The organism is Micromonospora sp. NPDC049047 (assembly GCF_040649135.1).
Taxonomy (GTDB): domain Bacteria; phylum Actinomycetota; class Actinomycetes; order Mycobacteriales; family Micromonosporaceae; genus Micromonospora.
Genome location: NZ_JBEZEY010000031.1, coordinates 16026 through 37920 on the forward strand (window position 1 = coordinate 16026; position 21895 = coordinate 37920).

At 71.9% G+C, this 21895-nt stretch carries 21 protein-coding genes and 1 pseudogene; 11 read left to right on the forward strand and 11 right to left on the reverse strand.

Annotated elements, in window-relative coordinates:
• Nucleotides 1-81 precede the first annotated feature (81 nt).
• Nucleotides 82-1281 carry an RtcB family protein gene (locus AB0B86_RS31290; RefSeq protein ID WP_357406105.1) on the forward strand — a complete coding sequence of 400 codons (1200 nt, stop codon included), beginning with the start codon at nucleotides 82-84 and terminating at the stop codon, nucleotides 1279-1281.
• 42 nt (nucleotides 1282-1323) lie between these two features.
• Here AB0B86_RS31290 and AB0B86_RS31295 read toward each other — a convergent pair whose 3' ends face one another.
• The 6 genes from AB0B86_RS31295 to AB0B86_RS31320 form a co-directional block, all read right to left on the reverse strand.
• Nucleotides 1324-2115, reverse strand: coding sequence for a maleylpyruvate isomerase family mycothiol-dependent enzyme (locus tag AB0B86_RS31295; RefSeq protein WP_357406107.1), 792 nt, complete (start codon nucleotides 2113-2115; stop codon nucleotides 1324-1326).
• A 108-nt stretch (nucleotides 2116-2223) separates the two neighbouring features.
• Complete coding sequence (locus tag AB0B86_RS31300) at nucleotides 2224-3717, reverse strand: DHA2 family efflux MFS transporter permease subunit (RefSeq protein ID WP_357406109.1); 1494 nt, start codon at nucleotides 3715-3717, stop codon at nucleotides 2224-2226.
• Between the two features lie 34 nt (nucleotides 3718-3751).
• Entirely contained in the window at nucleotides 3752-4381 is a 630-nt protein-coding gene (locus tag AB0B86_RS31305; RefSeq protein WP_357406111.1) for a TetR/AcrR family transcriptional regulator, read from the reverse strand.
• A gap of 138 nt (nucleotides 4382-4519) precedes the next feature.
• Nucleotides 4520-5419, reverse strand: a complete 900-nt coding sequence (locus tag AB0B86_RS31310; RefSeq protein WP_357406113.1) for a Gmad2 immunoglobulin-like domain-containing protein — start codon at nucleotides 5417-5419, stop codon at nucleotides 4520-4522.
• Complete coding sequence (locus AB0B86_RS31315) at nucleotides 5416-6885, reverse strand: HAMP domain-containing sensor histidine kinase (RefSeq protein ID WP_357406115.1); 1470 nt, start codon at nucleotides 6883-6885, stop codon at nucleotides 5416-5418. The genes AB0B86_RS31310 and AB0B86_RS31315 overlap by 4 nt, the downstream gene beginning before the upstream one ends.
• Nucleotides 6886-6897: 12 nt before the next feature.
• The gene (locus tag AB0B86_RS31320; protein ID WP_357406117.1) at nucleotides 6898-7578 is read right to left on the reverse strand and encodes a response regulator transcription factor; all 681 of its coding nucleotides are present in this window, start codon (nucleotides 7576-7578) and stop codon (nucleotides 6898-6900) included.
• A gap of 167 nt (nucleotides 7579-7745) precedes the next feature.
• Between AB0B86_RS31320 and AB0B86_RS31325 the strand changes: the two genes are divergently transcribed.
• The 5 genes from AB0B86_RS31325 to AB0B86_RS31345 all read left to right on the forward strand — a co-directional run bounded on the left by AB0B86_RS31325 (nucleotide 7746) and on the right by AB0B86_RS31345 (nucleotide 10979).
• Nucleotides 7746-8060, forward strand: a complete 315-nt coding sequence (locus AB0B86_RS31325; RefSeq protein WP_357406119.1) for an L-rhamnose mutarotase — start codon at nucleotides 7746-7748, stop codon at nucleotides 8058-8060.
• 255 nt (nucleotides 8061-8315) lie between these two features.
• Nucleotides 8316-8705, forward strand: a complete 390-nt coding sequence (locus AB0B86_RS31330) for a hypothetical protein (protein ID WP_357406121.1) — start codon at nucleotides 8316-8318, stop codon at nucleotides 8703-8705.
• A gap of 122 nt (nucleotides 8706-8827) precedes the next feature.
• Complete coding sequence (locus AB0B86_RS31335; protein WP_357406123.1) at nucleotides 8828-9181, forward strand: YciI family protein; 354 nt, start codon at nucleotides 8828-8830, stop codon at nucleotides 9179-9181.
• Between the two features lie 20 nt (nucleotides 9182-9201).
• Complete coding sequence (locus AB0B86_RS31340) at nucleotides 9202-10404, forward strand: RNA polymerase sigma factor (protein WP_357406125.1); 1203 nt, start codon at nucleotides 9202-9204, stop codon at nucleotides 10402-10404.
• Entirely contained in the window at nucleotides 10401-10979 is a 579-nt protein-coding gene (locus AB0B86_RS31345; RefSeq protein WP_357420329.1) for a dihydrofolate reductase family protein, read from the forward strand. Before AB0B86_RS31340 ends, AB0B86_RS31345 begins: the two co-directional genes overlap by 4 nt.
• Nucleotides 10980-11006: 27 nt before the next feature.
• On the opposite strand, the gene AB0B86_RS31350 is transcribed toward AB0B86_RS31345, so the two are convergent.
• Together AB0B86_RS31350 and AB0B86_RS31355 are read right to left on the reverse strand one after the other, a co-directional pair.
• On the reverse strand, nucleotides 11007-11570 hold the full coding sequence (locus tag AB0B86_RS31350) for a hypothetical protein (protein ID WP_357406129.1): 564 nt from the start codon (nucleotides 11568-11570) through the stop codon (nucleotides 11007-11009).
• Nucleotides 11571-11700: 130 nt separating this feature from the next.
• On the reverse strand, nucleotides 11701-12963 hold the full coding sequence (locus AB0B86_RS31355) for an MFS transporter (RefSeq protein ID WP_357420331.1): 1263 nt from the start codon (nucleotides 12961-12963) through the stop codon (nucleotides 11701-11703).
• Nucleotides 12964-13071: 108 nt separating this feature from the next.
• Between AB0B86_RS31355 and AB0B86_RS31360 the strand changes: the two genes are divergently transcribed.
• Nucleotides 13072-14019, forward strand: a complete 948-nt coding sequence (locus AB0B86_RS31360) for a DUF5937 family protein (protein WP_357406133.1) — start codon at nucleotides 13072-13074, stop codon at nucleotides 14017-14019.
• A gap of 53 nt (nucleotides 14020-14072) precedes the next feature.
• A pseudogene (locus AB0B86_RS31365) lies at nucleotides 14073-14330 on the forward strand (trypsin-like serine protease); the annotation flags it as partial.
• A 65-nt stretch (nucleotides 14331-14395) separates the two neighbouring features.
• Here AB0B86_RS31365 and AB0B86_RS31370 read toward each other — a convergent pair.
• Both AB0B86_RS31370 and AB0B86_RS31375 read right to left on the reverse strand, forming a co-directional pair.
• Nucleotides 14396-15022 (reverse strand): hypothetical protein, encoded by a 627-nt coding sequence (locus tag AB0B86_RS31370; RefSeq protein ID WP_357420333.1) that lies wholly within the window; start codon nucleotides 15020-15022, stop codon nucleotides 14396-14398.
• A 210-nt stretch (nucleotides 15023-15232) separates the two neighbouring features.
• Entirely contained in the window at nucleotides 15233-16069 is an 837-nt protein-coding gene (locus AB0B86_RS31375; RefSeq protein WP_357406137.1) for a DUF3152 domain-containing protein, read from the reverse strand.
• Between the two features lie 140 nt (nucleotides 16070-16209).
• Between AB0B86_RS31375 and AB0B86_RS31380 the strand changes: the two genes are divergently transcribed.
• Together AB0B86_RS31380 and AB0B86_RS31385 are read left to right on the forward strand one after the other, a co-directional pair.
• Nucleotides 16210-16710, forward strand: a complete 501-nt coding sequence (locus AB0B86_RS31380; protein WP_357406139.1) for a SigE family RNA polymerase sigma factor — start codon at nucleotides 16210-16212, stop codon at nucleotides 16708-16710.
• A complete protein-coding gene (locus tag AB0B86_RS31385) occupies nucleotides 16707-17450 on the forward strand; it encodes a hypothetical protein (protein ID WP_357406141.1) in 744 nt (247 codons plus the stop codon). The genes AB0B86_RS31380 and AB0B86_RS31385 overlap by 4 nt, the downstream gene beginning before the upstream one ends.
• Nucleotides 17451-17466: 16 nt before the next feature.
• Here the strand turns inward: AB0B86_RS31385 and AB0B86_RS31390 are convergent, their stop codons facing one another.
• Nucleotides 17467-20238 (reverse strand): ATP-binding protein, encoded by a 2772-nt coding sequence (locus AB0B86_RS31390; RefSeq protein ID WP_357420336.1) that lies wholly within the window; start codon nucleotides 20236-20238, stop codon nucleotides 17467-17469.
• 204 nt (nucleotides 20239-20442) lie between these two features.
• Between AB0B86_RS31390 and AB0B86_RS31395 the strand changes: the two genes are divergently transcribed.
• A complete protein-coding gene (locus tag AB0B86_RS31395; RefSeq protein ID WP_357406145.1) occupies nucleotides 20443-21891 on the forward strand; it encodes a M28 family peptidase in 1449 nt (482 codons plus the stop codon).
• Nucleotides 21892-21895 lie beyond the last annotated feature (4 nt).

Genomic DNA, 21895 nt, shown 5'->3' on the forward strand with positions numbered 1-21895 from the left:
CGGGATCGGGCGGCCGTTTCGTATCCCCGTACCGCCGCCGGACACCACCTTGCGGTCATCGCACGACAGAAGGAGACCACAGTGGGATTCACCCCGCTGGCCGGTACCCGGGCACCCGTCCGGGTCTGGACCGACCCGTACGCCATCGAGCCGCAGGCCGCCAAGCAACTGCGCAACATCGGCGCGCTGCCCTGGGTGCAGGGCGTCGCCGTCATGCCCGACGTGCACTTCGGCAAGGGCGCCACCGTCGGTTCGGTGATCGCGATGCGGCAGGCCGTCTCACCGGCGGCGGTCGGCGTCGACATCGGCTGCGGCATGTCGGCGGTTCGTACCTCGCTGACCGCCGCTGACCTGCCGGACGACCTGGCCGGGCTGCGCTCCGCGATCGAGGCCACCATCCCGGTCGGCTTCGCACAGCGGGACCGGGCCGTCGACCCGCGTCGGATCCGGGGCCTGGAGCAGCGCGGCTGGGACGACTTCTGGGGCCGGTTCGCCGGGCTGGACCGCCGGGTGGCGCAGCTGGAGACCCGGGCGCAGCGGCAGCTCGGCACCCTCGGCGGCGGCAACCACTTCATCGAGGTCTGCCTGGAGCAGGGCGGCGCCGACGAGGGCCGGGTCTGGCTGATGCTGCACTCCGGGTCCCGCAACATCGGCAAGGAGCTGGCCGAACGGCACATCGCTGTGGCCCGGCGTCTCCCGCACAACGCCGACCTGCCCGACCGGGACCTGGCCGTGTTCCTCGCGGGCACGCCGGAGATGGACGCGTACCGGCGGGACCTGTGGTGGGCGCAGGAGTACGCCCGGCGCAACCGGGCCGTCATGGTGGCCCTGCTCTGCGGTGTGGTGCGCGAGCACTTCCCGCAGGTCTCCTACGACGAGCCGATCAGCTGCCACCACAACTACGTCTCCGAGGAGAGCTACGACGGGGTGGAGGTGCTTGTCACCCGCAAGGGCGCGATCCGGGCCGGCCGGGGCGACCTGGGCATCATCCCCGGGTCGATGGGCACCGGGTCGTACATCGTGCGGGGTCGGGGTAATCCGGACGCGTACTGCTCGGCCTCGCACGGGGCCGGGCGGCGGATGTCGCGGGCGCAGGCGAAGCGGACGTTCAGCACGGCGGACCTGGCCACCCAGACCGCCGGGGTGGAATGCCGTAAGGACGCCGGGGTGGTCGACGAGATCCCCGGCGCGTACAAGGACATCACCGAGGTGATGTCCCAGCAGGAGGACCTGGTCGAGGTGGTGGCGCACCTCAAGCAGGTGGTTTGCGTGAAGGGTTGAGCAGCCGCGCGGGTCGGGTCACCGACCCGCGCGGCAGGCGTCTCAGAAGCCGACGAAGACCCGGCGCAGGTCGTCGAGGCTGACCGGGCCGGTCACCTCCACCCCTTCGGGGGTGTGTTCGCGGCCCAACCGTCCGGTGGCCAGCCGCAGCCACGCCTCGGCCGGGGCCGCCAGCTCCCCGTCGGGACGCTCCGGCGCGTCGACGACCTCGACCTTCTCGCCCAGCCGCAGCCCGAACGTCCGATCGGGCGCGTGCAGCCGGACCAGCAGGGTCGCCTCCCGCCCGCCCAGCTCCTGCGGGCGGCTGGTCCAGCCCAGCATGCCGCCGACCTGGTCGAGCAGCAGCGTCACCGCGTCCGGCGTGACCGCCGCGAACGGGTTGAACGCCACCTCGGTGTCCCACTGGTGCAGGGCGAACTCGCTGAGCCGGAACCGGGCCGCGGTGGCCACGTCGACCGGCTCCGGCAGGAAGCCGAGATCGATCCGCAGCGTGGCCCGGGTCTCGGCGTCCAGCGACTCGTACGCCTCGACCAGCCGCTGGTTGGCGGCGAGGAACCCGGCGGCGTGCTCGGCCGGGGGCATCGCGTCCCAGCGCGCCCAGACGCCGCGGTTGAAGTCCCCGTCCGGGCCGGGCTTGCCGGTGCGGGCGGCGTCCAGCGTCGCCAGGTTGATCTCGGCGCCGCTGCCGAGGTGGCTCAGCACCTGGGACACCTGCCACTCGCTGGCCCCCGACGGCCGGAGCAGGTCGTCGTCCTTGAGGTCCCGCACGAGCGCGGCGAGCTCCTCGTGGCCCGCGCGCAGAGCCGTGATGACGTGGTCAGCAGGGGTCGACATGGATCTCCTTAACCGGATTCTCGACGTTTGTCGGGACGCTACCCGACGTGTCCGCCGACCGGTCCACTCCACGCTCGGAGGGTCCGGCCGGCGGCCACGCCGGTCAGCTCAGCCCATGTGCACTGTGGTGCCGGTCGGTACGTCCTCCTTGCGCACCTTGACCAGGACCACTGTGGCCAGGCCGGCGAGCACGATCAGCGCCGCACCCCAGGCGAAGGCCACCCGGTAACCGTGCACCAGCGCCTCGACCTGGGTGACCGGGTTCGGTGCCCGGCCGACCAGGTAGGCGGCGACCGCGCTGGTGTAGAAGGTGTTCAGCAGCGCGGTGCCCAGCGAGCCACCGATCTGCTGGGTGGCGTTGAGCGTCGCGCTTGCCGCGCCGGCGTCGTGCTCCGGCACCCCGACCAGGGCGAGGCTGGACAGCGGGACGAAGGTGAAGCCCAGCCCCAGGCCCAGGATCACCTGGGCGGGCAGCAGGTGGGTGAGGAACGAGGTGTCCGCGTCGATCTGGGTGAGCACCAGCATGCCCAGGGCGGCGAGCGCGGCACCGGCGACCATCAGCGGCTTGGCACCCAGTCGCGGCATCAGCTGGCTGGCGCCACCCGCGGCGATCAGCACACCGGCGGTGACCGGCAGCGACGCGAGACCGGCTTCCAGGGGCTTGTACTGCAGTACCACCTGGAAGTAGAAGGTCAGGAACAGGAACGCCCCGAACAGGCCGGCGCCGATCAGCGTCGAGGTGAGGAACGCCCCACCCCGGTTACGGTCCAGCAGGATCCGCAGCGGCAGCAGCGGGTGGCTGGAGCGCAGCTCGATCACCACGAAGGCGGCGAGCAGCACCACGCCCGCGGCGATGAAACCGAGCGTCGCGGTGGCGTCCCAGCCGTCCTCGGCGGCCTTGGTGAAGCCGTACACCAGGGAGACCAGGCCGGCGGTCACCACGATCGCGCCGGGCACGTCGTAGCGGGTGTTGCCGTGTGCCCGGCTCTCCGGCACCAGCGGAAGCGCGAACGCGATGGCGATGGCGGCGACCGGGATGTTCACCAACAGGCACCAGCGCCAGTCGGCGTACTCGGTGAGCACCCCGCCGAGCAGCAGACCGACAGCCGAGCCGCCGCCGGCGATCGCGCCGTACACGGCGAAGGCCTTGGCCCGCTCGGTGGCCTCGGTGAACAGCACGGTGAGCAGCGCCAACGCGGCCGGGGCAAGCAGCGCACCGAAGGCGCCCTGCAACGCGCGGGCGGCGAAGAGCATCCCACCGGTGGTGGCCAGGCCGCCCAGCGCGGACGCCAGCGCGAAGCCGACCATGCCGACGATGAACGTGCGCTTGCGGCCCCAGTAGTCGGCGATCCGGCCGCCGAGCAGCAGCAACCCGCCGAAGGCCAGCGTGTAGGCGGTGATCACCCACTGTCGGTTCGCGTCCGTGATGCCCAGGTCAGCCTGTGCCTGCGGCAGTGCGATGTTCACGATTGTGGCGTCCAGGACGACCATCAGCTGTGACACCGCGATGACCGCAAGCGCGATCCAGCGCCGCGGGTGCGGCGCGCTTGTCGACGTCCCGGCGCCGGGTGCGCCAGGTGCGGTCGAGGTGGTTCCGGGCATGGTGAAGCCTTCCGTGTTGCGGATGTCGGTGGGATCAGGCCTGGGTCGGGCGGTCGGGCTGGTAGCGGAGTACCGGGATCAGCACCTGGTCGACGACCTGGATGAGGAACGCGTCGTCGGCGGGCAGGCCGTGCGCGACGAGGCGGGACATGGTGAGGGCCGGCGCGAGGTCGTGGAACAACTCCCGTTCGCCGGCCTCGGGAGGGATCTCCCCACGGGCGGCGGCGCGGACCAGGATGGCGGTGCTGGCCACCCGCCCGGCCGGCAGCACCTGGTGACGGACCAGACGTTCCAGCTCGGGGTTGGTCCGCATGGCGAAGGTCAGCGCCTGCATCAGGTCGCAGTCGGCCACGCAGATGGCGGCCGTGGCCCGCAGCAGCTCGATCAGGTCACCGCGCAGGCTGCCGGTGTCGGGCGGGTTGTGCACACCGACGTGCCGATCGCGCAGGGCGGCGACGACGAGCTCCGCCTTGCCGTCCCAGCGTCGGTAGATGGTGGCCTTGCTGACGTGGGCGCGGGCGGCGACGGCGTCGATTGTCATCCGGTCGAAGCCCATCTCGCCCAGCAGGTCGATGACCACGCCGAACAGGTCGCTGTCGGTGCAGCGGGGGACCCGGGCGGCCGGCACCCCGGCACCCGCTCCTACCTGCTGACCACCAAGCATCCTGTGCCCCCCCGCGAAACGATGTCGTACCGACAGTAGTTCTGAAATGGTGAAGGTGCAGGTTTTCGTGAGTTGCGTCGCACCGAGTCATGGAAACGATTGCGTTTCGGGCGAGGGTCCGGCGGGTGAACTCGGTGCTCAGCCGCCGGGCGCGAGGAGCACCGGCACGGCCATCGTGTTGATCCGGGTGCCGTCGTGGGCGGACACCTCGTACACCTCGACAGTGCCCCGCTGCTCCCGGGCGGTGTGCCAGCCGACCACGACCCGGTAGCCACCCCGGCAGCCGCTGCCGCAACTGGCAGTGCCGAAACCGGCGGCCAGCTCCCGGCCGGCGGCGTCAAGCACGCGCACGCTCACCGTGGCCTCGAACACGTCGGCGGTGCCGGTGACGACGAGCGGGGCGGAGACGCGCTCGCCGGGAATCGGACCTACGACCACGATCGGTGGCAGCAGGTCCGCGTAGGCCGTCCGATCGACCGGGGCCGCGCCGTCGAGGCGGACCTGACGCACGCTGGGGAACTGGGTAAGCGTCCACACCACCTGCGCCTCGCGCAGCCGCCGGGTGACCGCGTCGCCACCGGGCGGCACCCGCAGCGTCGCCACGCCGTCGGCGATGCGCGTCACCTCGACGCCGGCCGGAAGCAGGGTGCTCATCCCGGTGGCGGCCTCCGCCGCCGTCGGCCCGTCGGCCAGTTCGTTGAGCGCCAGCCGGGACGTCGCGACAGTGGCCGGCCGGGTGCGCCGGGTCGGCACGAGTAGCCCGGCGCGGACGTACCACAGCTCGATGGTCACCACCTCGGCCCGGCGCGTGCCGGTGGACGCCGCCTTCGATGGGCCCGGTGTCCGCTGGGTGGGTGGTGGTCTCGGCCCCACTGTCGGGGTCGGGGCGGGTGCCGGACGGTAGGTGGGCGCGGCGCTCGGCGGCGACGCGGTGGGCGCCGGGCCGAGGTCACCGGAGCGGGGAGTGCCGCAGCCGGCGAGCAGGAGCGTCGCGACGAGCACCGGTACGCCCAGCCGCACCGCACCGCAGCCGCTCATCCCACACCGCCCGCCGTGCCGGCGGTACGCCCGACCCGCCCCGGGTCGGCACGGTCGTCCGGGCGCGGCACCCCTGGCTGCGCGCCGACGGGACCGTCGGCGGGCAGCTCCAGCCGGAACCGGGTGCCCTCGCCCGGTTCGCTGCGCACGCCGAGCGCGCCGCCGAGCAGGTTGGTGTGCTCCCGCGCGATGGCCAGCCCGAGCCCACTGCCCGGCGCGGAGCGCGCCGGGTCGACCTGGTGAAACCTGTCGAACACGCGGGGAAGATGCTCGGCCGGGATGCCGGGGCCCTGGTCGGTGACCTCGAAGACGACAAGGTCGCCCGCGCCGGCCACCCGCGCCGTGATCTCGCCACCGCCGTGCTCCACCGCGTTGGCTACCAGGTTGGCCAGCACGCGCTCCAGCCGACGCCCGTCGGTGCGCACCGTGACCGGGTCACCGGTGACCCGCACCCGCGTCGACCAGCCGCGCGCCGCGACGATGCCGTGCAGCAGCGCCACCGCGTCGACGGGCCCGACGGTCAACTGCTCCCGCCCGGCGTCCAGCCGGGAGATCTCCATCAGGTCCTCGACCAGCCGGCGCAGCCGGACCACGTCGTCGACAAGCAGCCGCGCCGCCGGCCGGGCGTCGTCGGGCAACCGGTCGAGGTGCTCGCGCAGCAGCGACGCCGCGGCCACCAACGCGGTCACCGGGGTACGCAGCTCATGTGCGACGTCGGCGGTGAACCGCCGCTCGCGGGCCTGCGCGGCGGACAGCGCCGCGATCTTCGACTCCAGGGCCTCGGCCATCTCGTTGAACGTCGCCGCCCAGACGCTGAACTCGTCGTGCCCGCGTACCGGCAGACGGGTGGTGAGCAACCCCTCGGTGAGCGCTCGGGCGGCCCGGCTGGCCCGGCCCACCGGCTCCAACGTGCGGCGGGCCAACGCGTGACCCACCCCGGCGGCGAGCACCACCACGAGCACCCAGCCGGCCACCAGCGCGGTGCGCAGCTGACCCAGGTCGGTGGCGACGTCGTCCTCCACGGTCAGCACGTACAGCTCGGCGGTCGAGCCCGGAATGCGCCCGCCGACCACCAGCAGCCGAGGACGTTCCGTCGGCGCGGAGCGCTGGTAACCGAGCCGCCCGTCCGCGACGACGGCCCGCAACCGGGTGCCCAGCACCGGGTCGTACGCGGGGTGCGAGGCACGGGCCGGGCCGTCGACGAGCAGCACGTGCCGACCGCTGGCCTCGAAGCTGGTGAGCAGTTCGGTGCTGCGCTGCTCGGTCAGCGGCAGGAACTGACCAGCGAGCACGAGCTGGTAGCGGGCGTCGGCGGCGGCCTCGTGCAGCGAGGCGTCCAACCAGGACTGCCGCAGCAGCAGCCCGGTCCCGCCGGCGAGCAGACCGGCTGAGACGCCGGCGACCAGGACGAACGCGATCGTCAGCCGGCGCCGCAGGCGGCCGGAGAGCACCGCGCGTCCGGCCATCGCCCACCCCCGTCAGGCCGTCGACAGTTTGTAGCCGGCGCTGCGTACGGTCCGGATCAGCCGTGGCTGCGCCGGGTCGTCCTCGATCTTCGCGCGGAGCCGCTGTACCGCCACGTCGACAAGTCGGGAGTCGCCGAGGAAGTCGTGGTTCCAGACCAGGTCCAGCAGCAGCTCCCGGGTGAAGACCTGGCCGGGTCGGCGGGCCAGCTCCAGCAACAGGCGGAACTCGGTGGCGGTGAGCGTCACCTCCCGGCCGTGCCGGCGCACCACGAAACCGTCGGGGTCGATCTCCAGGCTGCCGACCTCGATGACTGTCGACGGGGGCGGCACGCTCACCCGGCGCAGCACCGAGCGGACCCGGGCCACCAGCTCGGGCAGGTCGAAGGGTTTGCGCAGGTAGTCGTCCGCGCCGCACTCCAGCCCGACCACCACGTCGATGGTGTCGGTGCGCGCGGTCAGCATCAGGATCGGCACCTGGCTGGTCCGCCGGATCTCCCGGCAGACCTCGAGACCGTCCAGGCCCGGGAGCATGATGTCGAGCACGATGAGGTCGACCGGGCGAGCGCGGAAGGTCGCCAGGGCCTGCCGCCCGTCGACGGCCGTGTCGACCCGGAAGCCGGCGCGGCGCAGTCCGAGGGCGGCGACCTCCCGGATCGAGAAGTCGTCCTCGACCACCAGGACGCGGCCCTCCATCATCCGAGGGTAGACCCGGGGCCACGGTGCGTAGTCCTGGCGGAACGGTCGACATCGGTGGCCGGCTGGCCCCCGGTGCGGCGCCGTCCAACAGCTACGGTCAGGTGCCTTCGGCACCCCTGGACCAAGCTCACACGAAAGGGCACGACGTGAAACGTCATGGCTGCGTGATCCGACTCCGCCCCGAGCAGCGGGAGACCTACCTGCGGCTGCACGCCGCCGTCTGGCCGAGCGTCGAGAAGACGCTGCGCGAGGCGAACTTCCGCAACTACACCATCTTCCTGCACGACGACCTGCTGTTCGGCTACTACGAGTACGTCGGCGACGACTACGAGGCCGACCAGAGGTTGATCGCCGCCGACCCGCAGACGCAGGAGTGGTGGAAGCTGACCGACCCGTGTCAGGAGTCGATCGCCGAGCCCGGCTCGGGGAACTGGTGGGCCCCGATGCGCGAGGTCTGGCACCTGACCGACGAGGCCTGACCCGGGATGCTCGACCGCGTCGATCATGGAGTTGTGGTGCCCGATGCCGCGGTGTTCGCCGGGTTTGTCGCCCACCACAACTCCATGATCGACGGGGCGAGGGACGCGGCTTGCTCCGGCTGCGCGCCACGCGGTCGATCTCGCTGTCCATGCTCACTGTCGGTGGTGGATGTATCGCACTACGATGCGAGTGTCGAGGTTGGATCCACGGGGTCCGGTGGAACAACGGATCACCCAGGCATCGCGGGGGCGACGGTGACCGACGGTGGTAACAGGGGCGGTGCCGACAGGCGCGAGCACGCGACGACGCCGCAGCACCGTGGCGGCGCCGGGGTAACTGTCGCACTCGTGTTGTTGGCGGTCCCGCTACTGCTGATCATGTGCATGTCGGGGCTGGCGCTCGTCACGGCCATGGCTCCGTCCGAGCCGTGCCGGCCCCCATTCGTGCAGGATCCGTCGGAGTGCGGACCCGAGCCGTTGGCGTTGCTCCCGACCGCGTTGCTGGCGGGCGGCTACGGCACGGCGGCCATCGTCCTGGCCCTCAGAGCCAGCCTGCCGCCCTGGGTGCGCATCGGCGCCCTGAGCGTGGCGCCGGTGGCCGCCGTTCCCCTTCTCTGGGCGTTGTTCGTCTACCGCCCCTACTGACCGCGAATTTCTTCGGCAGAATAGGCGCGGGCCTGTCGATCGGGATCGGTTCCATTCGTAGCCCTGGTGAGAGCCCGCCAGCGCGGCGGGCCGCAGACCCGCTGGAGGGCACGATGACCGTCATGAAGCAATACCTGCTGTCCGTGCACTTCGTCGAGGGCGCGCCGGCCCCGTCCGACGAGGAGATGCAGACCATGTTCGCGGAAACCGGCCGGATCAACGACGAGATGCAGGCCGCGGGCGCCTGGGTCTTCGGCGGAGGGCTCGTCTCGCCGGACAGCGCCACCGTCGTCCGGGTCGAGAACGGCGCCACCACCATGAGCGATGGGCCGTTCGCCGAGACGAAGGAGCACATCGCCGGGTTCTGGGTCATCAAATGCGAGGACCTGGACCAGGCGCTCGCCTGGGCCGAGAAGTGCGCGGCGGCCTGCGGCCCGGTCGAGGTACGCCCCTTCGACGACCTGTCCCAGGCCTGAACAGGAGTCGATCACCCGACATGGACCTGGCGAGCATCTACCGCGCGGAGTACGGCCGCTGCGTCGCCACCCTGGCCCGCGTCCTCGGTGACATCAACCTCGCCGAGGAGGCGGTCCAGGACGCCTTCACCACGGCGCTGCAGAAGTGGCAGACCCCGCCACCCAACCCGGGTGCCTGGATCGTGACCACCGCCCGCAACCGGGCCGTCGACCGGCTCCGCCGGGAGTCGACCCGCGAGGCCCGGCACGCCCAGGCTCTGCTGCTGCACCACCAGGACGAGCCCCGAGAGGTGGGACCGGTGAAGGACGACCAGTTGCGACTCATCTTCACCTGCTGCCACCCGGCGCTCGGCCCGGAGGCGCGGACCGCCCTCACGCTTCGCCTGCTCGGCGGTCTCGACGTACCCGAGATCGCCCGGGCCTACCTGATTCAGGAGTCGACAGTCGCGCAGCGGATCGTGCGCGCGAAGAAGAAGATCCGGGACGCCAACATCCCGTACCGGGTGCCCGCCGAACACGAGCTGCCGGACCGGCTGCCGCCGGTGCTCACCGTGCTCTACCTGATGTTCAACGAGGGCTACGCGTCCACCGCCGGGCCGTTGATCAGAACGGAACTGTGCGCCGAGGCGGTCCGGCTCGCCCGGGAGCTCGCCGCGTTGATGCCCGACGAGCCCGAAGTGCTGGGCCTGCTGGCCCTGTTGCTGCTGACCGAAGCACGTCGTCCGGCCCGGCTCGGCCCGTCCGGCGAACTGGTGCTGCTGGCCGACCAGGACCGGTCACTGTGGAACCGGGCACTCATCGCCGAGGGGCACGACCTGGTCCGGCGGTGCCTGCGGCGCAACCGGCCCGGCCCGTACCAGATCCAGGCCGCGATCGGCGCCGTGCACACCGACGGCGCCGCCACCGACTGGCCACAGGTCCTGGCACTGTACGACCAGCTCCTCGTGATCGCGCCAACGCCGGTCGTCGCGCTCAACCGTGCCGTCGCCGTCGCCGAGGTGTACGGGCCGGCGGTGGCCCTCGCCGAGTTGGAGGGTGTCGACCTCCCGGGTTACCACCGGCTGCCCGCCACCCGGGCCGAGTTGCTCGCCCGGCTCGGACGCGACGACGAGGCGCGAGCCGCCTACGACCAGGCCGTGGCGCTGGCCACCAACGAGACCGAGCGGGCCTACCTGCAGACCCGTCGTACCGCACTGAGTCCCCGTGAACGGAGCACATCATGACCGCCACCTACACCGTCGACGTCTTCTCCAGCCTCGACGGCTTCGGCACCACAAGCGGCAACTGGGGCGGGTACTGGGGCAAACAGGGTCCCGAGCTGCTCGCGCACCGCCTGGCCGTCTACGACGAGGAGCAGCGCATGGTCTTCGGGGCCCGCACGTACCGGGTGTTCGCGCAGCTGCTGGCGGCCAGCACCGAGGAATCCGAGGTGCGCGACGCCTGGGTGACCCGGATGAGGAGCCTGCCGGCGACTGTCGTGTCGAACACCCTGCGCGGCCCCCTCGACTGGCCGGACGCGACGGTCGTGCCCGGTGATGCCGTGGACGTCGTCGCCCGGCTCAAGGAGGAGTCCGACGTGCCGCTGCGATCGCACGGCAGCCTGTCGATGAACCGGGCGCTGATGGCCGCCGGTCTGGTCGATTTCATCCAGGTGACGATCTTCCCGGTGATCACCGGTCAGACCGGGACGGAGCCGATCTTCTCGGGGGCGGCCGACTTCGACCTGGAGCTGGTCGACAGCCGCATCCTCGACTCTCGCTCCCAGGAACTCGTCTACCGCCCCACCCCGCATGTCTGAGCCGTCCCGGCAACCGTCAGGGTCCGATCACCACTGGTGGGCCACGTCGAGCACGATCCGGCTGTGCGCGCCGGGACCGCTGAGGACGAACGCGCGGAACGGCAACCGCGCCCGTACGCCGACCGCGAAGGTGCTGTACCCCTCGAAACTGCCGCCGAAGACGACGTCACGCGCTGTCTGGTAGCGCAGCAGGTTCGCGACGTGCGCACCGACCGCGTACGGGACGGTGCCCTGGTGGGCGTCGTCGTACGCGGGTGCGCGCAGGGAGACCCGCAGCAGCGCGCCTCCGGCGGTGTACGGCGACAGCGCCAACCCTTCGCCCTCGGTCCACGTCTCGCCGTAGCCGATCGCGTAGCCGTCGACCGGGCCGGCGAACTCGAACACCACCCGGTCGTAGCAGTCGTGCTGGCCGGTGCGGACGTCGACCAGCGGGGCGTCGCTGAGCGCGCCCGCCGACTTCTCCCCGCTGCCCCAGGTGATGTCGCAGGACGCCGACCCGGTCGTGGTGCCGGCCGCGGTGCTGCTGCCCGCGCCGACGACCAGCCCGGCGAGGACGACCACCAGTGCTGTCAGGGCGCTTCTGATCCTCATCGTGGTTCTCCAATCGAGAGTCGGGACCACGTGGCGGCGGCGCTGCCGGTGGCCCTCTGCCGCCACCGTCGTCCTGCCTCGGCACCGGCACTTCGCCGTGGCGTAACCGCTCGGTAACAGTGGCCGGGGTTCAGTCGACAGTGGGCGGCCTTTCAAGCCTGCGCAGCGGGGAGCAGAACACCGGAAGCCAGGTCACCGCGTTCGTGACCGCGCCGACCACCAGCGCGGTGCGGACGCCCGCGTACTGTCCGAGCGTTCCGGCGAGTACCGCGCCGATGGTGAGCGCCCCGGTGAGCAGGAACCGGAAGGTGGCGTTCATCCGCCCGAGCAACGCGTCCGGGGTGGCGCCCTGGCGGAGGCTGACCCCGATCACGTTGGCTACTCCCGTCCGCCAGGCCAACGCCAGCCAACCGGTCGCCGCCACCCAGAGCAACGGCCCGGTGTCGATCAGCGGGACCAACCCGCCGAGCGGCGCAACGAGCAACCCGGGCAGCCAGAGCGCGCGACCATGACCTATCCGTTCGGCGAGCGGGCGTGCGGTCACCGCGCCGAGCAGGGCACCGATCCCGCCCACGCCGAGGAACAGGCCGAGGGTGGCGGCGCCCAGCCCCAACTCGCGCAGGAACACCACAGGCAGCAGGGTGGTGGTCAGCTGCATGGTCAGGTTGATGCTCGCGGTCGAGAGGGCTAGCGGGCGGAGCAGGGGGTTGCCGGTCACGTGCCGGACGCCCGTGCGGAGCTGCTTGACGAAGCCGCCCGGGTCCCGAGCCGGACGTCGGCGGGGTGCTTCGACACGGATTCGGCCCAGAATCACACCGGACAGCACGAAGGTCGCCGCGTCCAGCACTATCGCGACCGGCGCCGTGAGCGCCTGTACGACGATCCCGCCCAGCCCTCGACCGGCGATCTGCATTGTCGCATTGGTGCTCATCATCAGCGCGTTCGCCGCCACCAGCCGGCTCCTGCCGACCACCTCCGGCAGATAGCTCTGCGCGGCGACGTCGGCGAAGACGGTGCCGACTCCGGTCAGCAGTACCACCACGTACAGCTGACCGATGGTCAGCCACCCGGCCCACCAGGCCACCGGCACGGATGCGACAAGCGCCGCCCGGGTGAGATCGGCGCTGACCAGGACGGCACGGCGTGGCAGCCGGTCGACCCAGACTCCGGCGGGCAGGCCGATCAGCAGGAACGCGGCGGTGCTCAGTGCGCCGAGCAGCCCCACCTCGCCGGGGCTCGCCGACAGCAGGGCCACCGCCAACACCGGCACGGCCAACTGGCCGATGTGGAAGCCGACACCATCGATGAGGGCGGCGGTGTAGAGCAGTCGGAAGGGTAGCGGCCAGCGGTTGGTCTGGTCCTTCGATCCGGTCGTCGTCGAGGCGGTGGTCATGCCGCCCACGGTGCCAGCAGCGGTGCTTCGCACCGATAGATTTGACTCTCGCCGAATCCGTCGGGGGCGCGAATGATGCTTGTCGGTCTGAACGCACGGGACCTGGCGATGACCCGATTCGCTGTGTCACCGCTCTGGGAGGCTGTGGCGAGCGTGCGGATCATCAAGCGACCGCGTCAGTTTCCCGAGCATCTGGCCTGGTACGAGCGGGCCCAGCCGCGCTTGGCGGGCGTACGGTGGCAGCTCTTCGCCGACCTGGTGCAGATCCCGACGCTGATCATCCCGACCTTCGTCTGCCCGCCGCCGGCCACCTCACAGCCCACCCTCGACATCGAGTTGGCGGCCCTCGTCGCCACCCCTGCCGACGCGGTGCGGGCCAGCCTCGACGCACTGTCCGGACCCCGGTCGTCACGTCTGGCGGCGCTCTACGCCGATCCGCCGGGTCACCTGGCGCGGCTGGCCGAGGCCATCCGGGCGTACGTCGACGCGGTCATCGCACCCTACTGGCCGCGGATGCGCACCCTGCTGGAGCGGGAGGTGCTCCTCGGTGCGCAGCGCATGGCCACCGACGGGGTCCATGGTCTGCTCAACCACCTCGATCCCTTTGTCCGGCTGGAGGCCGACACGCTGTCGGTGCAGCACCTCACCCACAGTGGCACGGTGCGACTCGACGGGCGAGGCCTGCTGCTGGTGCCGTCGGTGTTCATCGGCCGCCGGGTGTGGTCGAACTTCGGCTCTCCTGGGCAACCGGTGCTGCGCTTTCCGGCGCGGGCGGTGGCGACGCTCTGGGAACGGGACCGGAAACCGCACGGGCACGCGCTCGACCGGGTGCTGGGTCGGACCCGCGCGGCGCTGCTGCACGAGTTGGCCGTACCGACCTCAACCCTGGAACTGGCCGAGCGGTGCCGGCTCAGCGCGGGCACCGTGTCCCAGCACCTCGGCGCGCTGCGTGACGCCGGCCTGGTCGGCACCCACCGGGTCGGACGCTTCGTGCTCTACGCCCGCACCACCGCAGCCGAGGCGCTTATCGCCGCCGACGGTACGACCGTCACCTGAGACCTGTCGGAACGACCTGCCACGGCGCTGGCCCGCCTCGGCGGTATGACGCGGTGGCCGACAGCCGGTGCTCCGGCATCAACGGCCCGTACGAGATCTGCACCAACAACACAAACGGCAACTCCGGCGCCTGCTACGGCGACTCGGGCGGGCCGCAGGTGCGTCGGGTCAACGGAGTGTGGAACCTGATCGGCGCCACCAGCCGGGCCGGCAACAACAACTCCACCTGCGCCACCGGCCCGTCCATCTACGTCGACCTGCCGTCCATCCGGTCCTGGATCAACTCCCAGGTCGGCGGCCTACCGGTCTGACCACCTTGGACTGACGCTGTGGGCGGAGGACGCGCGATCGGCGACCTCCGCCCGCGGCGCGTGTTCTAGAGGACCGGGCCACCTGCGGCGGCGAGTGCCTTCAGGAATTCCCGGAGACGGCGCTCGCGGCGAAACCGCCCCTCGAAGAGGCCGATCTGCCACGCGGCGGGGCTGTCGACGCTGCTGCGCCAGTGTTCGGCCAGCTTCTGCGTGTCAGAGTGCGCTGTCAGCGCCTGCGCTGCCGCGGGTGGCAGGTCGAGGATGAGGAGCGGGCCGAAGGGGCTGTCGCGCTCCACACGAACGCCGCTGAGCGCACGGGCCGGCAGCCGCAGGTCCCACCAGGCCGGGTCATCGGGGTCGGCGTCGGCCAGTTCGTCGGCCCACACTCCGCGTAGTCGGCCGCGGACCTCCCCGTCGGCGACCGACAGCATCGGGAACCCGGCGCCGCCGCCATACCAGGTGATCGCGCCGATATTCGCCATCAGCAACAGCAGGGGGGCAGCCACCACCACGGCGGGCACAGCGACGAACGGCAGCCACGCCGCCACCGTAGCCAGCGGCGCGGTCACGAGGAGGGCCAGGACCCCGGCGACCATCAGGCCGAGGACCCCGCTGACAGTCATCGGCCGCATCCGATAACCGGCCTTGATCGGTCGCAGCGTGCCGAGCACCCGCAGCAGGTTTCGACGCATGCGTAACTCCGGCGCGAAATCGACCATGCCGCCCTCTCGTTGCCCGCTGCGTTCCTGGCATCGTAGGCGAGCAGGGCGCGGCCGGCTGCCCTCCCGATGCTGGCACCGCTGCTCATCCGCCGCCGCACCCGGGCCGGCCCCCGAGGCCGGCTGCCGACCAGCCCAACGCGGTCCACGAACCGGATCGGCTCGCCCGGGAGTGCGGCCGCCTCACCGCGCCGGGTACGCGCCCTCGCGCCTCGGGATGTCGTCGTCGTACGCCCCGACCGGCCCGCTGTAGCGGACCGTGCCCTGTGGGTACGGCCAGGCGTGCGCGGTGCAACCGTGCAGGCCCAGCGTCTGTTGCTGCATCACCGGTGCCGGCCGACCCCGGCCGGGGCATCGTTCGTGACCGAACCCGAGTTTGTGCCCGACCTCGTGGTTGACCATGTACTCCCGATAGGTGGTCAGGCTCGCGCCGTACCGGGGCACCCCCTTGACCCAGCGCGCCACGTTGAGCACGACCCGGGCGCCGTTGCGGCACGACGTGTAGCCCTCCGGCTGGTCCTGGCAGAGGGTGTCGCGGGTGCCGGGGGTGGCCAGGTAGATGGTGAAGTCGGTCGGCTCGTCGGGACCCACCCGGCGCAGCCGCCACCTCCCGCCCGCCGTCCACCCGCGCGGATCGTTCAACGTCGTGGAGATGGCCGTCGCGGTGTCGCGCACCGGCAGACCGCGGATGTCGCGTTCCACGGCGACCCGGTAGCGCAGCAACCGACCGCCTGTCGCGCCCGTGGATGCCGCCTCGGCGGGTGCCGTCGTCCAGCGGTTGCCGCCGGTGGCGGGGTAGGTGACCTCGACGGCCGGCGCGGAGCCGGGCGGAACACCGGCGACTCCGGCCGGCCGACCGGAGGCGGTGAGCGGGGCCGGCCCGCTGGTGCTCGGCTCGACGGCGACGGGAGCGGTGCCCGATTGCCCGGCGGCCGGCTGTCCACAGCCGGTGGGCAGCGCCACCACCATCAGTATCGCCGCTGAGGCGGTACGCCACCGGCGGGTAACCTTCGTCGACATGTCTCTCCCCTCGCGCGCCGATCGGCGGCGGCGCGGAGGAGAAGACGGGCGATGACTGCGAAAAGTTGACGTGACTTCGGCTCAACCTTTTCCGGGCCTCACCCGTCCCTAGCGGTGTGGCACGGGGGGAGGGTTCGACGGTGGCGCGGGGTGACGCGGAGTTCGTCGAGTTCGCCAGAGCGGCGTCCGCGCGACTGGTGCATGCCGCGTTCCTCATGACCGGCGACCACCACCTGGCCGAGGACGCCGCGCAGACCGCCCTGGTCCGCACCTATGCGTCCTGGTCACGGGTACACGACGACGACGCCTACGGGTACGCCCGCCGTACCCTGGTCAACCACCTGGTCGACGGGTGGCGACGACCGATGCGGGAGTATCCGACCGACGAGGTGCCGGAGCAGCGGCGCGACGACGTGGCCGACGAGGTGGCCACCCGGCGCTGGTTGATCACCATCCTCGGCGCGCTCAGCCCTCGCGAGCGGGCCATCGTCGTGCTGCGCTACTACTTCGACCTTCCGGAGGCGCAGGTGGCTCGGGAACTCGCCGTATCCGTGGGCACTGTCAAGAGCACGAGTTCGCGGGCCCTGGAGAAGCTGCGCAGCGCCGCGCCGCGCACGGCTGACCGGGCGGCACGCCGATGAGCGAGTGGGACCGGCTCCGCGACGCCATGCGGGCCACCGAGCGCCCCGAGGCCGTGCTCGACCTGGACCTGGTCATGCGCGAGGGCCGGCGGCTACGCACCCGTCGACGGATCCTCGGAGCGGGGGCAGGCACCTTCGCGGCCGCGCTCGTCGCCGTCGTCGTGGTGGGGGTCGTCGCCCGGCCGGGTGATCCGCCCGCACCCGAGCGCCCACCGCCGGCCGCCGTCGCTGGGCCGTCGGCCGGTGTCTCACCGACGGTTCCGGACCCGCTGGAGCCGACGGTGGCCGGCGACGAGCCGCCCCCGAAGCCCCTGGGTCAGGTGATCGACACCGGGGTGCGGTACGGCACCGACCGGCGGGTCTACTACGTCGTCGGGGTGTCCGTACCCCGTGCGCCGAAGGTGACGATCGGGCTGGCCGCCGGCCGCCAGGCGCCGGGCGGCGCACTGACCACGGACCTGCTGATAAACGACGTCGAGGGAGCCGACCGTAGTCCCGGGTTCCACGAGATCGGCTACGACGAGAGTTCGTCGACCACGCCGGTGCCGACCTTCGGCTACTTCGTCGGCCCCGCCCATCGGATCACCGGCACTGTGGGTGGCCGGCAGGTCGACGCCCGACTGGCCCGCTGGAGTTTCGACAAGCAGGTGGTGATCTTCTGGTTCGAGCCGACCCGGTTGACCCCGGGGGAACGGCTCGACGGCATCATCGCCCGCGACGTCCGCGGCCAACGGCTCTGACGCGCCGCGTGGTCCCTCAGGCCGAACCTGTCAGCCGGCGCTCGATAGTCACAGTGGTGCCCTCCGCGGTGGAGATCAGCCGCACGTCGCCGTAGGCGTTCATCAGCAACGCGCCGCGTCCCCGGTCCATCGCCGGCCGACGGTCCCGCCAGGTGCCGAAGTCCCGCACCGAGATCCGGATCAGCCCGCCGCCCGCCTGCAGCCGGACCTGTACCTCCGGCCGGCTGGGCCGCTGCGCGTGCTCGACCGCGTTGTTCGTCGCCTCGGACGCGGCGAGCAGCAGATCTTCCACCAGGTCCGGGTCGACGTCGAGGTCGTCAAGTGCCAGCCGGACGTCGCGACGCATGGCAGCTGCCGAGGTGGGCGTGGACGGGTAGGTCCACCCGACGTCCAGGACGTCGCCCAACCCGATCCGGTCGGTCGGGGCCGGCGCCAGCACCGGCGGGTTCGGCCCGGGTGCTACCGACCGGGGCGGCGCGACGGCGGTGACCGGGTCGGGTCGCGTCGGCGCCACCTCGACAGCCGGTGCGTTCGCGTCGCCGCTCGGTCGGCTGCCGGCCCGCCGAATGCCGGCCCGGACCCGGGCGATCAGCTCAGCTGCGGCGAACGGCTTCACCAGGTAGTCGTCGGCGCCCAGGTTCAGGCCCTCCACGCTGGCCTGCCCGCCGGCGCGGGCGGAGAGCACCAGCACCGGCAGGGACCGGGTCGCCGGGTCCGCGCGTAGCCGCCGGACCAGGTCGAAACCGTCGAGCACCGGCATCATCACGTCGGTGAGGAGCAGGTCCGGCGGTTCGCGGCGGATCTCGTCGAGAGCCTGCCGGCCGTCGGTGACCGCCCGCACCCGCCAGCCCTGCCCGGTGAGCAGCCGGCTGAGGTACGCCCGCATGTCGGCGTTGTCGTCGGCGATGAGGATCCGCGCGCCGGCCAAGTCGTCCACGGCCGGACCGGACACGTCGCCAGGCACCGTCGGGTCGCCGCCCGGCTCGGTGAGCCAGCCCATCGCCTCCTCGACGGTGGCCCGGGCGGCGTCGCCCCGTCCGACCGACGCCGGTCCGGTCCCCGCCGGGCGACCCGCCCTCGCCCAGGGCAGCGCGACGGTGAACGTGCTGCCGACACCCACGCTGCTGGTCACCCGGACCGTGCCGCCCTCCAGTCGGGCCAGCTCGTACGCCAGGGCCAGGCCGATGCCCGTACCCTCGTGGCTGCGGGCGCGGGCGCCCCGGACCCGGTGGAAGCGTTCGAAGAGCTTCGGCAGGTCCGCGTCCCCGATGCCGATGCCGGTGTCCGCGACGGTGAGGCGGACCTCCTCGTCGTCGGCTTCCAGGGCCACCCGGATCCGGCCGATGAACGTGTACTTCAAGGCGTTCGACAGCAGGTTCGTGACGATGCGTTCCCAGTTGACCGGGTCGACCGCGACCGGCCGGGGCAGTGGCGGGCAGACCACCTCGAGGGTCAGCCCGGCCCGCTCCACGGCGGCCCGGAACACGCCGGCGAGCTCGGCCGTGAGGGCCGCGAGGTCGACCACCCGGGCGTCGCTGCGGGCGCGTCCGGCCTCCAGGCTGGAGAAGGTGAGCAGGCTGTTGACAAGTGTCAACAGCCGGGTGGCGTTGCGCCAGGAGGTCTCCACCCGCTCCCGTTGCGCCACCGGCAACGGCGCTGTGGCGTCGGTGAGGGCGTCGGTGAGCGGGCCGAGGATCAGGGTCAGGGGGGTACGGAACTCGTGGCTGACGTTGGCGAAGAAGTCGGTTTTCGCCCGGTCCAGTTCGGCAAGCGCCTCGACCCGACGCCGCTCCTGCTCGTACTTCTGGGCGTTGCGCAGCGACACGGCGATCTGCTGGGCCAGGAGCTGGTAGAAGGATCGGTACGCCTCGTCGAGCCCCCGGCTGGGGCTGACCCCGGCCAGCAGGACGCCGAGCGGCTGGTCCTCGTCGCCCGAGGGCAGTGGCAAGGCCAGCGCGCTGCGGACCGGGTCGCCCCACGGGCCGCCGGGCACCGACAGCCGGTCGGCGATGTTGGGCACCGCCGTCGGTCGGCCCCGCGCGGCATCCGCGAGCCCCCACCCGTCCGCGACCCGGCCGGTGTCGGCCAGCTCGACGGTGTCCGGTAGCGCTCCCTGGTACCCCTGGTCGCCGCCGGTGCAGGCGACGCGCCGCAGCACCGTGCCGTCGCGCAGGTAGATGGCGGTGAACGGCACGTCCAGGGGGTGGCCCTCGATCGCGTCGGTCAGCCGGACGCTTGTGGCGGGCACGTCGACGGTGCGTCCGTCGCCGAGAACTGACAGGTCCCGCAGCAGTCGCAGCCGGCGTTCGCCGACCACCTGTTCGGTGACCTCGCTGCACACGGTGAGGATGCCGACGGTGCGGCTGTCGTCGTCGCGGACCGGGGCGTGCGAGACGCTGAAGTACGCCTCCTCGCGGTAGCCGGCCCGCTCCAGCAGCAGCTGCAGGGCGGGGACCCAGGTGGCCACTCCGGTCTCGGTGGCCTGGTCGATGAGCGGGGCGAGGACGTCCCAGCCCTCGGCCAGGGTCACCCGTACGTCGTCGCCGAGCGCGGCCGGGTGTTTGTCGCCGATCAACGCGGAGTACGCGTCGTTGTAGAGCTGGGAGAAGCGCTCTCCCCAGAGCAGCAGCATGGGGTACCGGGACGAGAGCACCATCCGGACCGCGGCGCGCAGGCTCTGCGGCCAGCTGGTCACCGGGCCGAGTGGGGTACGGGCCCAGTCCAGCTCTGCCATCAACCGGCCGGTGTCACCGCCGCCGGTGAACAGGTCGGTGCCGGGTCCTGTCACGCCTGATCCGGCCCCATCGCAAGCCCCCGTTCCGGGCCCAACGACCCCTGCTGGCGTACCTACCCATCCTGGCACCTCTACTCACCTGTGCCGACGCCGGTACCTACCACCGAGGCGGCGGGGGTTCGACACGAACGACCGATGCTTGCGACATCGACATCTGTAAGTGTCTCGGGTATCTCCCCCCAACCCCGAGGAGCCCCCATGAGAGGCAGAACGCTGAGCGCGGGTGTCGCGCTCGCCGTGTTCGCCGGCATGACGGTGACGCTGGCCGCCCAGCCGGTGACCGCGTCGCCCACCACCGCGACAGTGGCCCGGCCGATCGCCGCGTCCGCCGCCGCTCTGGCCGCACCGGACGTCGCCGTCAGCAACGTCCAGGCCCACCTGACCCAGTTCAACTCCATCGCCAGCAGCAACGGCGGCAACCGCCGGGCCGGCTCGGCCGGCCACAGCGCCTCCCTCAACTACGTCAAGACCAGGTTGCAGTCGGCCGGCTACACCGTCACCGAGCAGTACTGCTCCAGCTGCACGTACCCCTCGAACAACCTGCTGGCGGAGTGGCCGGGCGGGCCGGCCGACCAGGTGGTCATGTTCGGCGCGCACCTGGACGGCGTCTCCGCCGGGCCGGGGATCAACGACAACGCCACCGGCTCGGCGACACTGCTGGAGAACGCGCTGGTGCTGGCCGCGCAGAACCCGACGATGACCAAGCGGGTCCGGTTCGCCTGGTGGACCGACGAGGAGCAGGGGCTCAACGGCTCCCGGTTCTACGTCAACTCGCTCAACTCGACCCAGCGCGGTTATCTCACGGGCTACTACAACTTCGATATGGTCGGCTCGGTCAACGGCGGCTACTTCATCAACCGGGTCACCTCGAGCACTGCCGCGCCACTGAAGGCGTACTGGGACTCGTTGGGTCTGCAACCGGAGGAGAACGTCGAGGGTCAGGGCCGCTCCGACGACTACTACTTCCAACAGGCGGGCATCCCCACCTCGGGCTACGCGGCCGGCGCCAGCGCCCGCAAGACCAGCTCGCAGGCGGCCAAGTGGGGCGGCACCGCCAACTCCGCGTACGACCCGTGCTACCACCGGGCCTGCGACACCACCGCCAACGTCAGCGCCACGGTGCTCAACCGGGCGGCCGACGGGGTCGCGTACGCGCTGTGGCAGCTCGCCGTCAGTGGTGGCACCCCGAGCTGCACCGGTGGTCAGGTGGTCGGCAACGGCGGGTTCGAGAACGGCAGCACGCCGTGGACCGCGTCCTCCGGAGTGATCACCAATTCGAGCAGCAAGCCGGCGCGGACCGGGTCGTACAAGGCGTGGCTGGGCGGCAACGGCCGCTCCGGCACCGAGAGCCTCACGCAGTCGGTGACCGTACCGGCCGGTTGTGCCAGCTACACGCTGTCGTTCTGGCTGCGCATCGACACCGCCGAGACCACCGCCTCCACCGCGTACGACAGGCTCACCGTGCAGGTGGGCTCCACCACGCTGGCGACGTACTCGAATCTCAACGCCGCCGCCGGCTACGTCCAGCGCAGCTTCAACGTGGCCGGGTTCGCCGGTCAGACGGTGACCCTCAGGTTCACCGGCACCGAGGACTCGTCACTGCAGACCAGCTTCGTGATCGACGACGTGGCGTTGCAGGCGAGCTGACCGC

Excerpts from the sequence above, each read along its gene's own strand:
- AB0B86_RS31295 (WP_357406107.1), bottom strand. The coding sequence starts at position 2,115 with ATGTCGACCCCTGCTGACCACGTCATCACGGCTCTGCGCGCGGGCCAC.
- AB0B86_RS31300 (WP_357406109.1), bottom strand. The coding sequence starts at position 3,717 with ATGCCCGGAACCACCTCGACCGCACCTGGCGCACCCGGCGCCGGGACG.
- AB0B86_RS31305 (WP_357406111.1), bottom strand. The coding sequence starts at position 4,381 with ATGCTTGGTGGTCAGCAGGTAGGAGCGGGTGCCGGGGTGCCGGCCGCC.
- AB0B86_RS31310 (WP_357406113.1), bottom strand. The coding sequence starts at position 5,419 with ATGAGCGGCTGCGGTGCGGTGCGGCTGGGCGTACCGGTGCTCGTCGCG.
- AB0B86_RS31315 (WP_357406115.1), bottom strand. The coding sequence starts at position 6,885 with ATGGCCGGACGCGCGGTGCTCTCCGGCCGCCTGCGGCGCCGGCTGACG.
- AB0B86_RS31320 (WP_357406117.1), bottom strand. The coding sequence starts at position 7,578 with ATGGAGGGCCGCGTCCTGGTGGTCGAGGACGACTTCTCGATCCGGGAG.
- AB0B86_RS31335 (WP_357406123.1), top strand. The coding sequence starts at position 8,828 with ATGAAGCAATACCTGCTGTCCGTGCACTTCGTCGAGGGCGCGCCGGCC.
- AB0B86_RS31340 (WP_357406125.1), top strand. The coding sequence starts at position 9,202 with ATGGACCTGGCGAGCATCTACCGCGCGGAGTACGGCCGCTGCGTCGCC.
- AB0B86_RS31345 (WP_357420329.1), top strand. The coding sequence starts at position 10,401 with ATGACCGCCACCTACACCGTCGACGTCTTCTCCAGCCTCGACGGCTTC.
- AB0B86_RS31350 (WP_357406129.1), bottom strand. The coding sequence starts at position 11,570 with ATGAGGATCAGAAGCGCCCTGACAGCACTGGTGGTCGTCCTCGCCGGG.
- AB0B86_RS31355 (WP_357420331.1), bottom strand. The coding sequence starts at position 12,963 with ATGACCACCGCCTCGACGACGACCGGATCGAAGGACCAGACCAACCGC.
- AB0B86_RS31360 (WP_357406133.1), top strand. The coding sequence starts at position 13,072 with ATGACCCGATTCGCTGTGTCACCGCTCTGGGAGGCTGTGGCGAGCGTG.
- AB0B86_RS31370 (WP_357420333.1), bottom strand. The coding sequence starts at position 15,022 with ATGCGTCGAAACCTGCTGCGGGTGCTCGGCACGCTGCGACCGATCAAG.
- AB0B86_RS31375 (WP_357406137.1), bottom strand. The coding sequence starts at position 16,069 with ATGTCGACGAAGGTTACCCGCCGGTGGCGTACCGCCTCAGCGGCGATA.
- AB0B86_RS31385 (WP_357406141.1), top strand. The coding sequence starts at position 16,707 with ATGAGCGAGTGGGACCGGCTCCGCGACGCCATGCGGGCCACCGAGCGC.
- AB0B86_RS31395 (WP_357406145.1), top strand. The coding sequence starts at position 20,443 with ATGAGAGGCAGAACGCTGAGCGCGGGTGTCGCGCTCGCCGTGTTCGCC.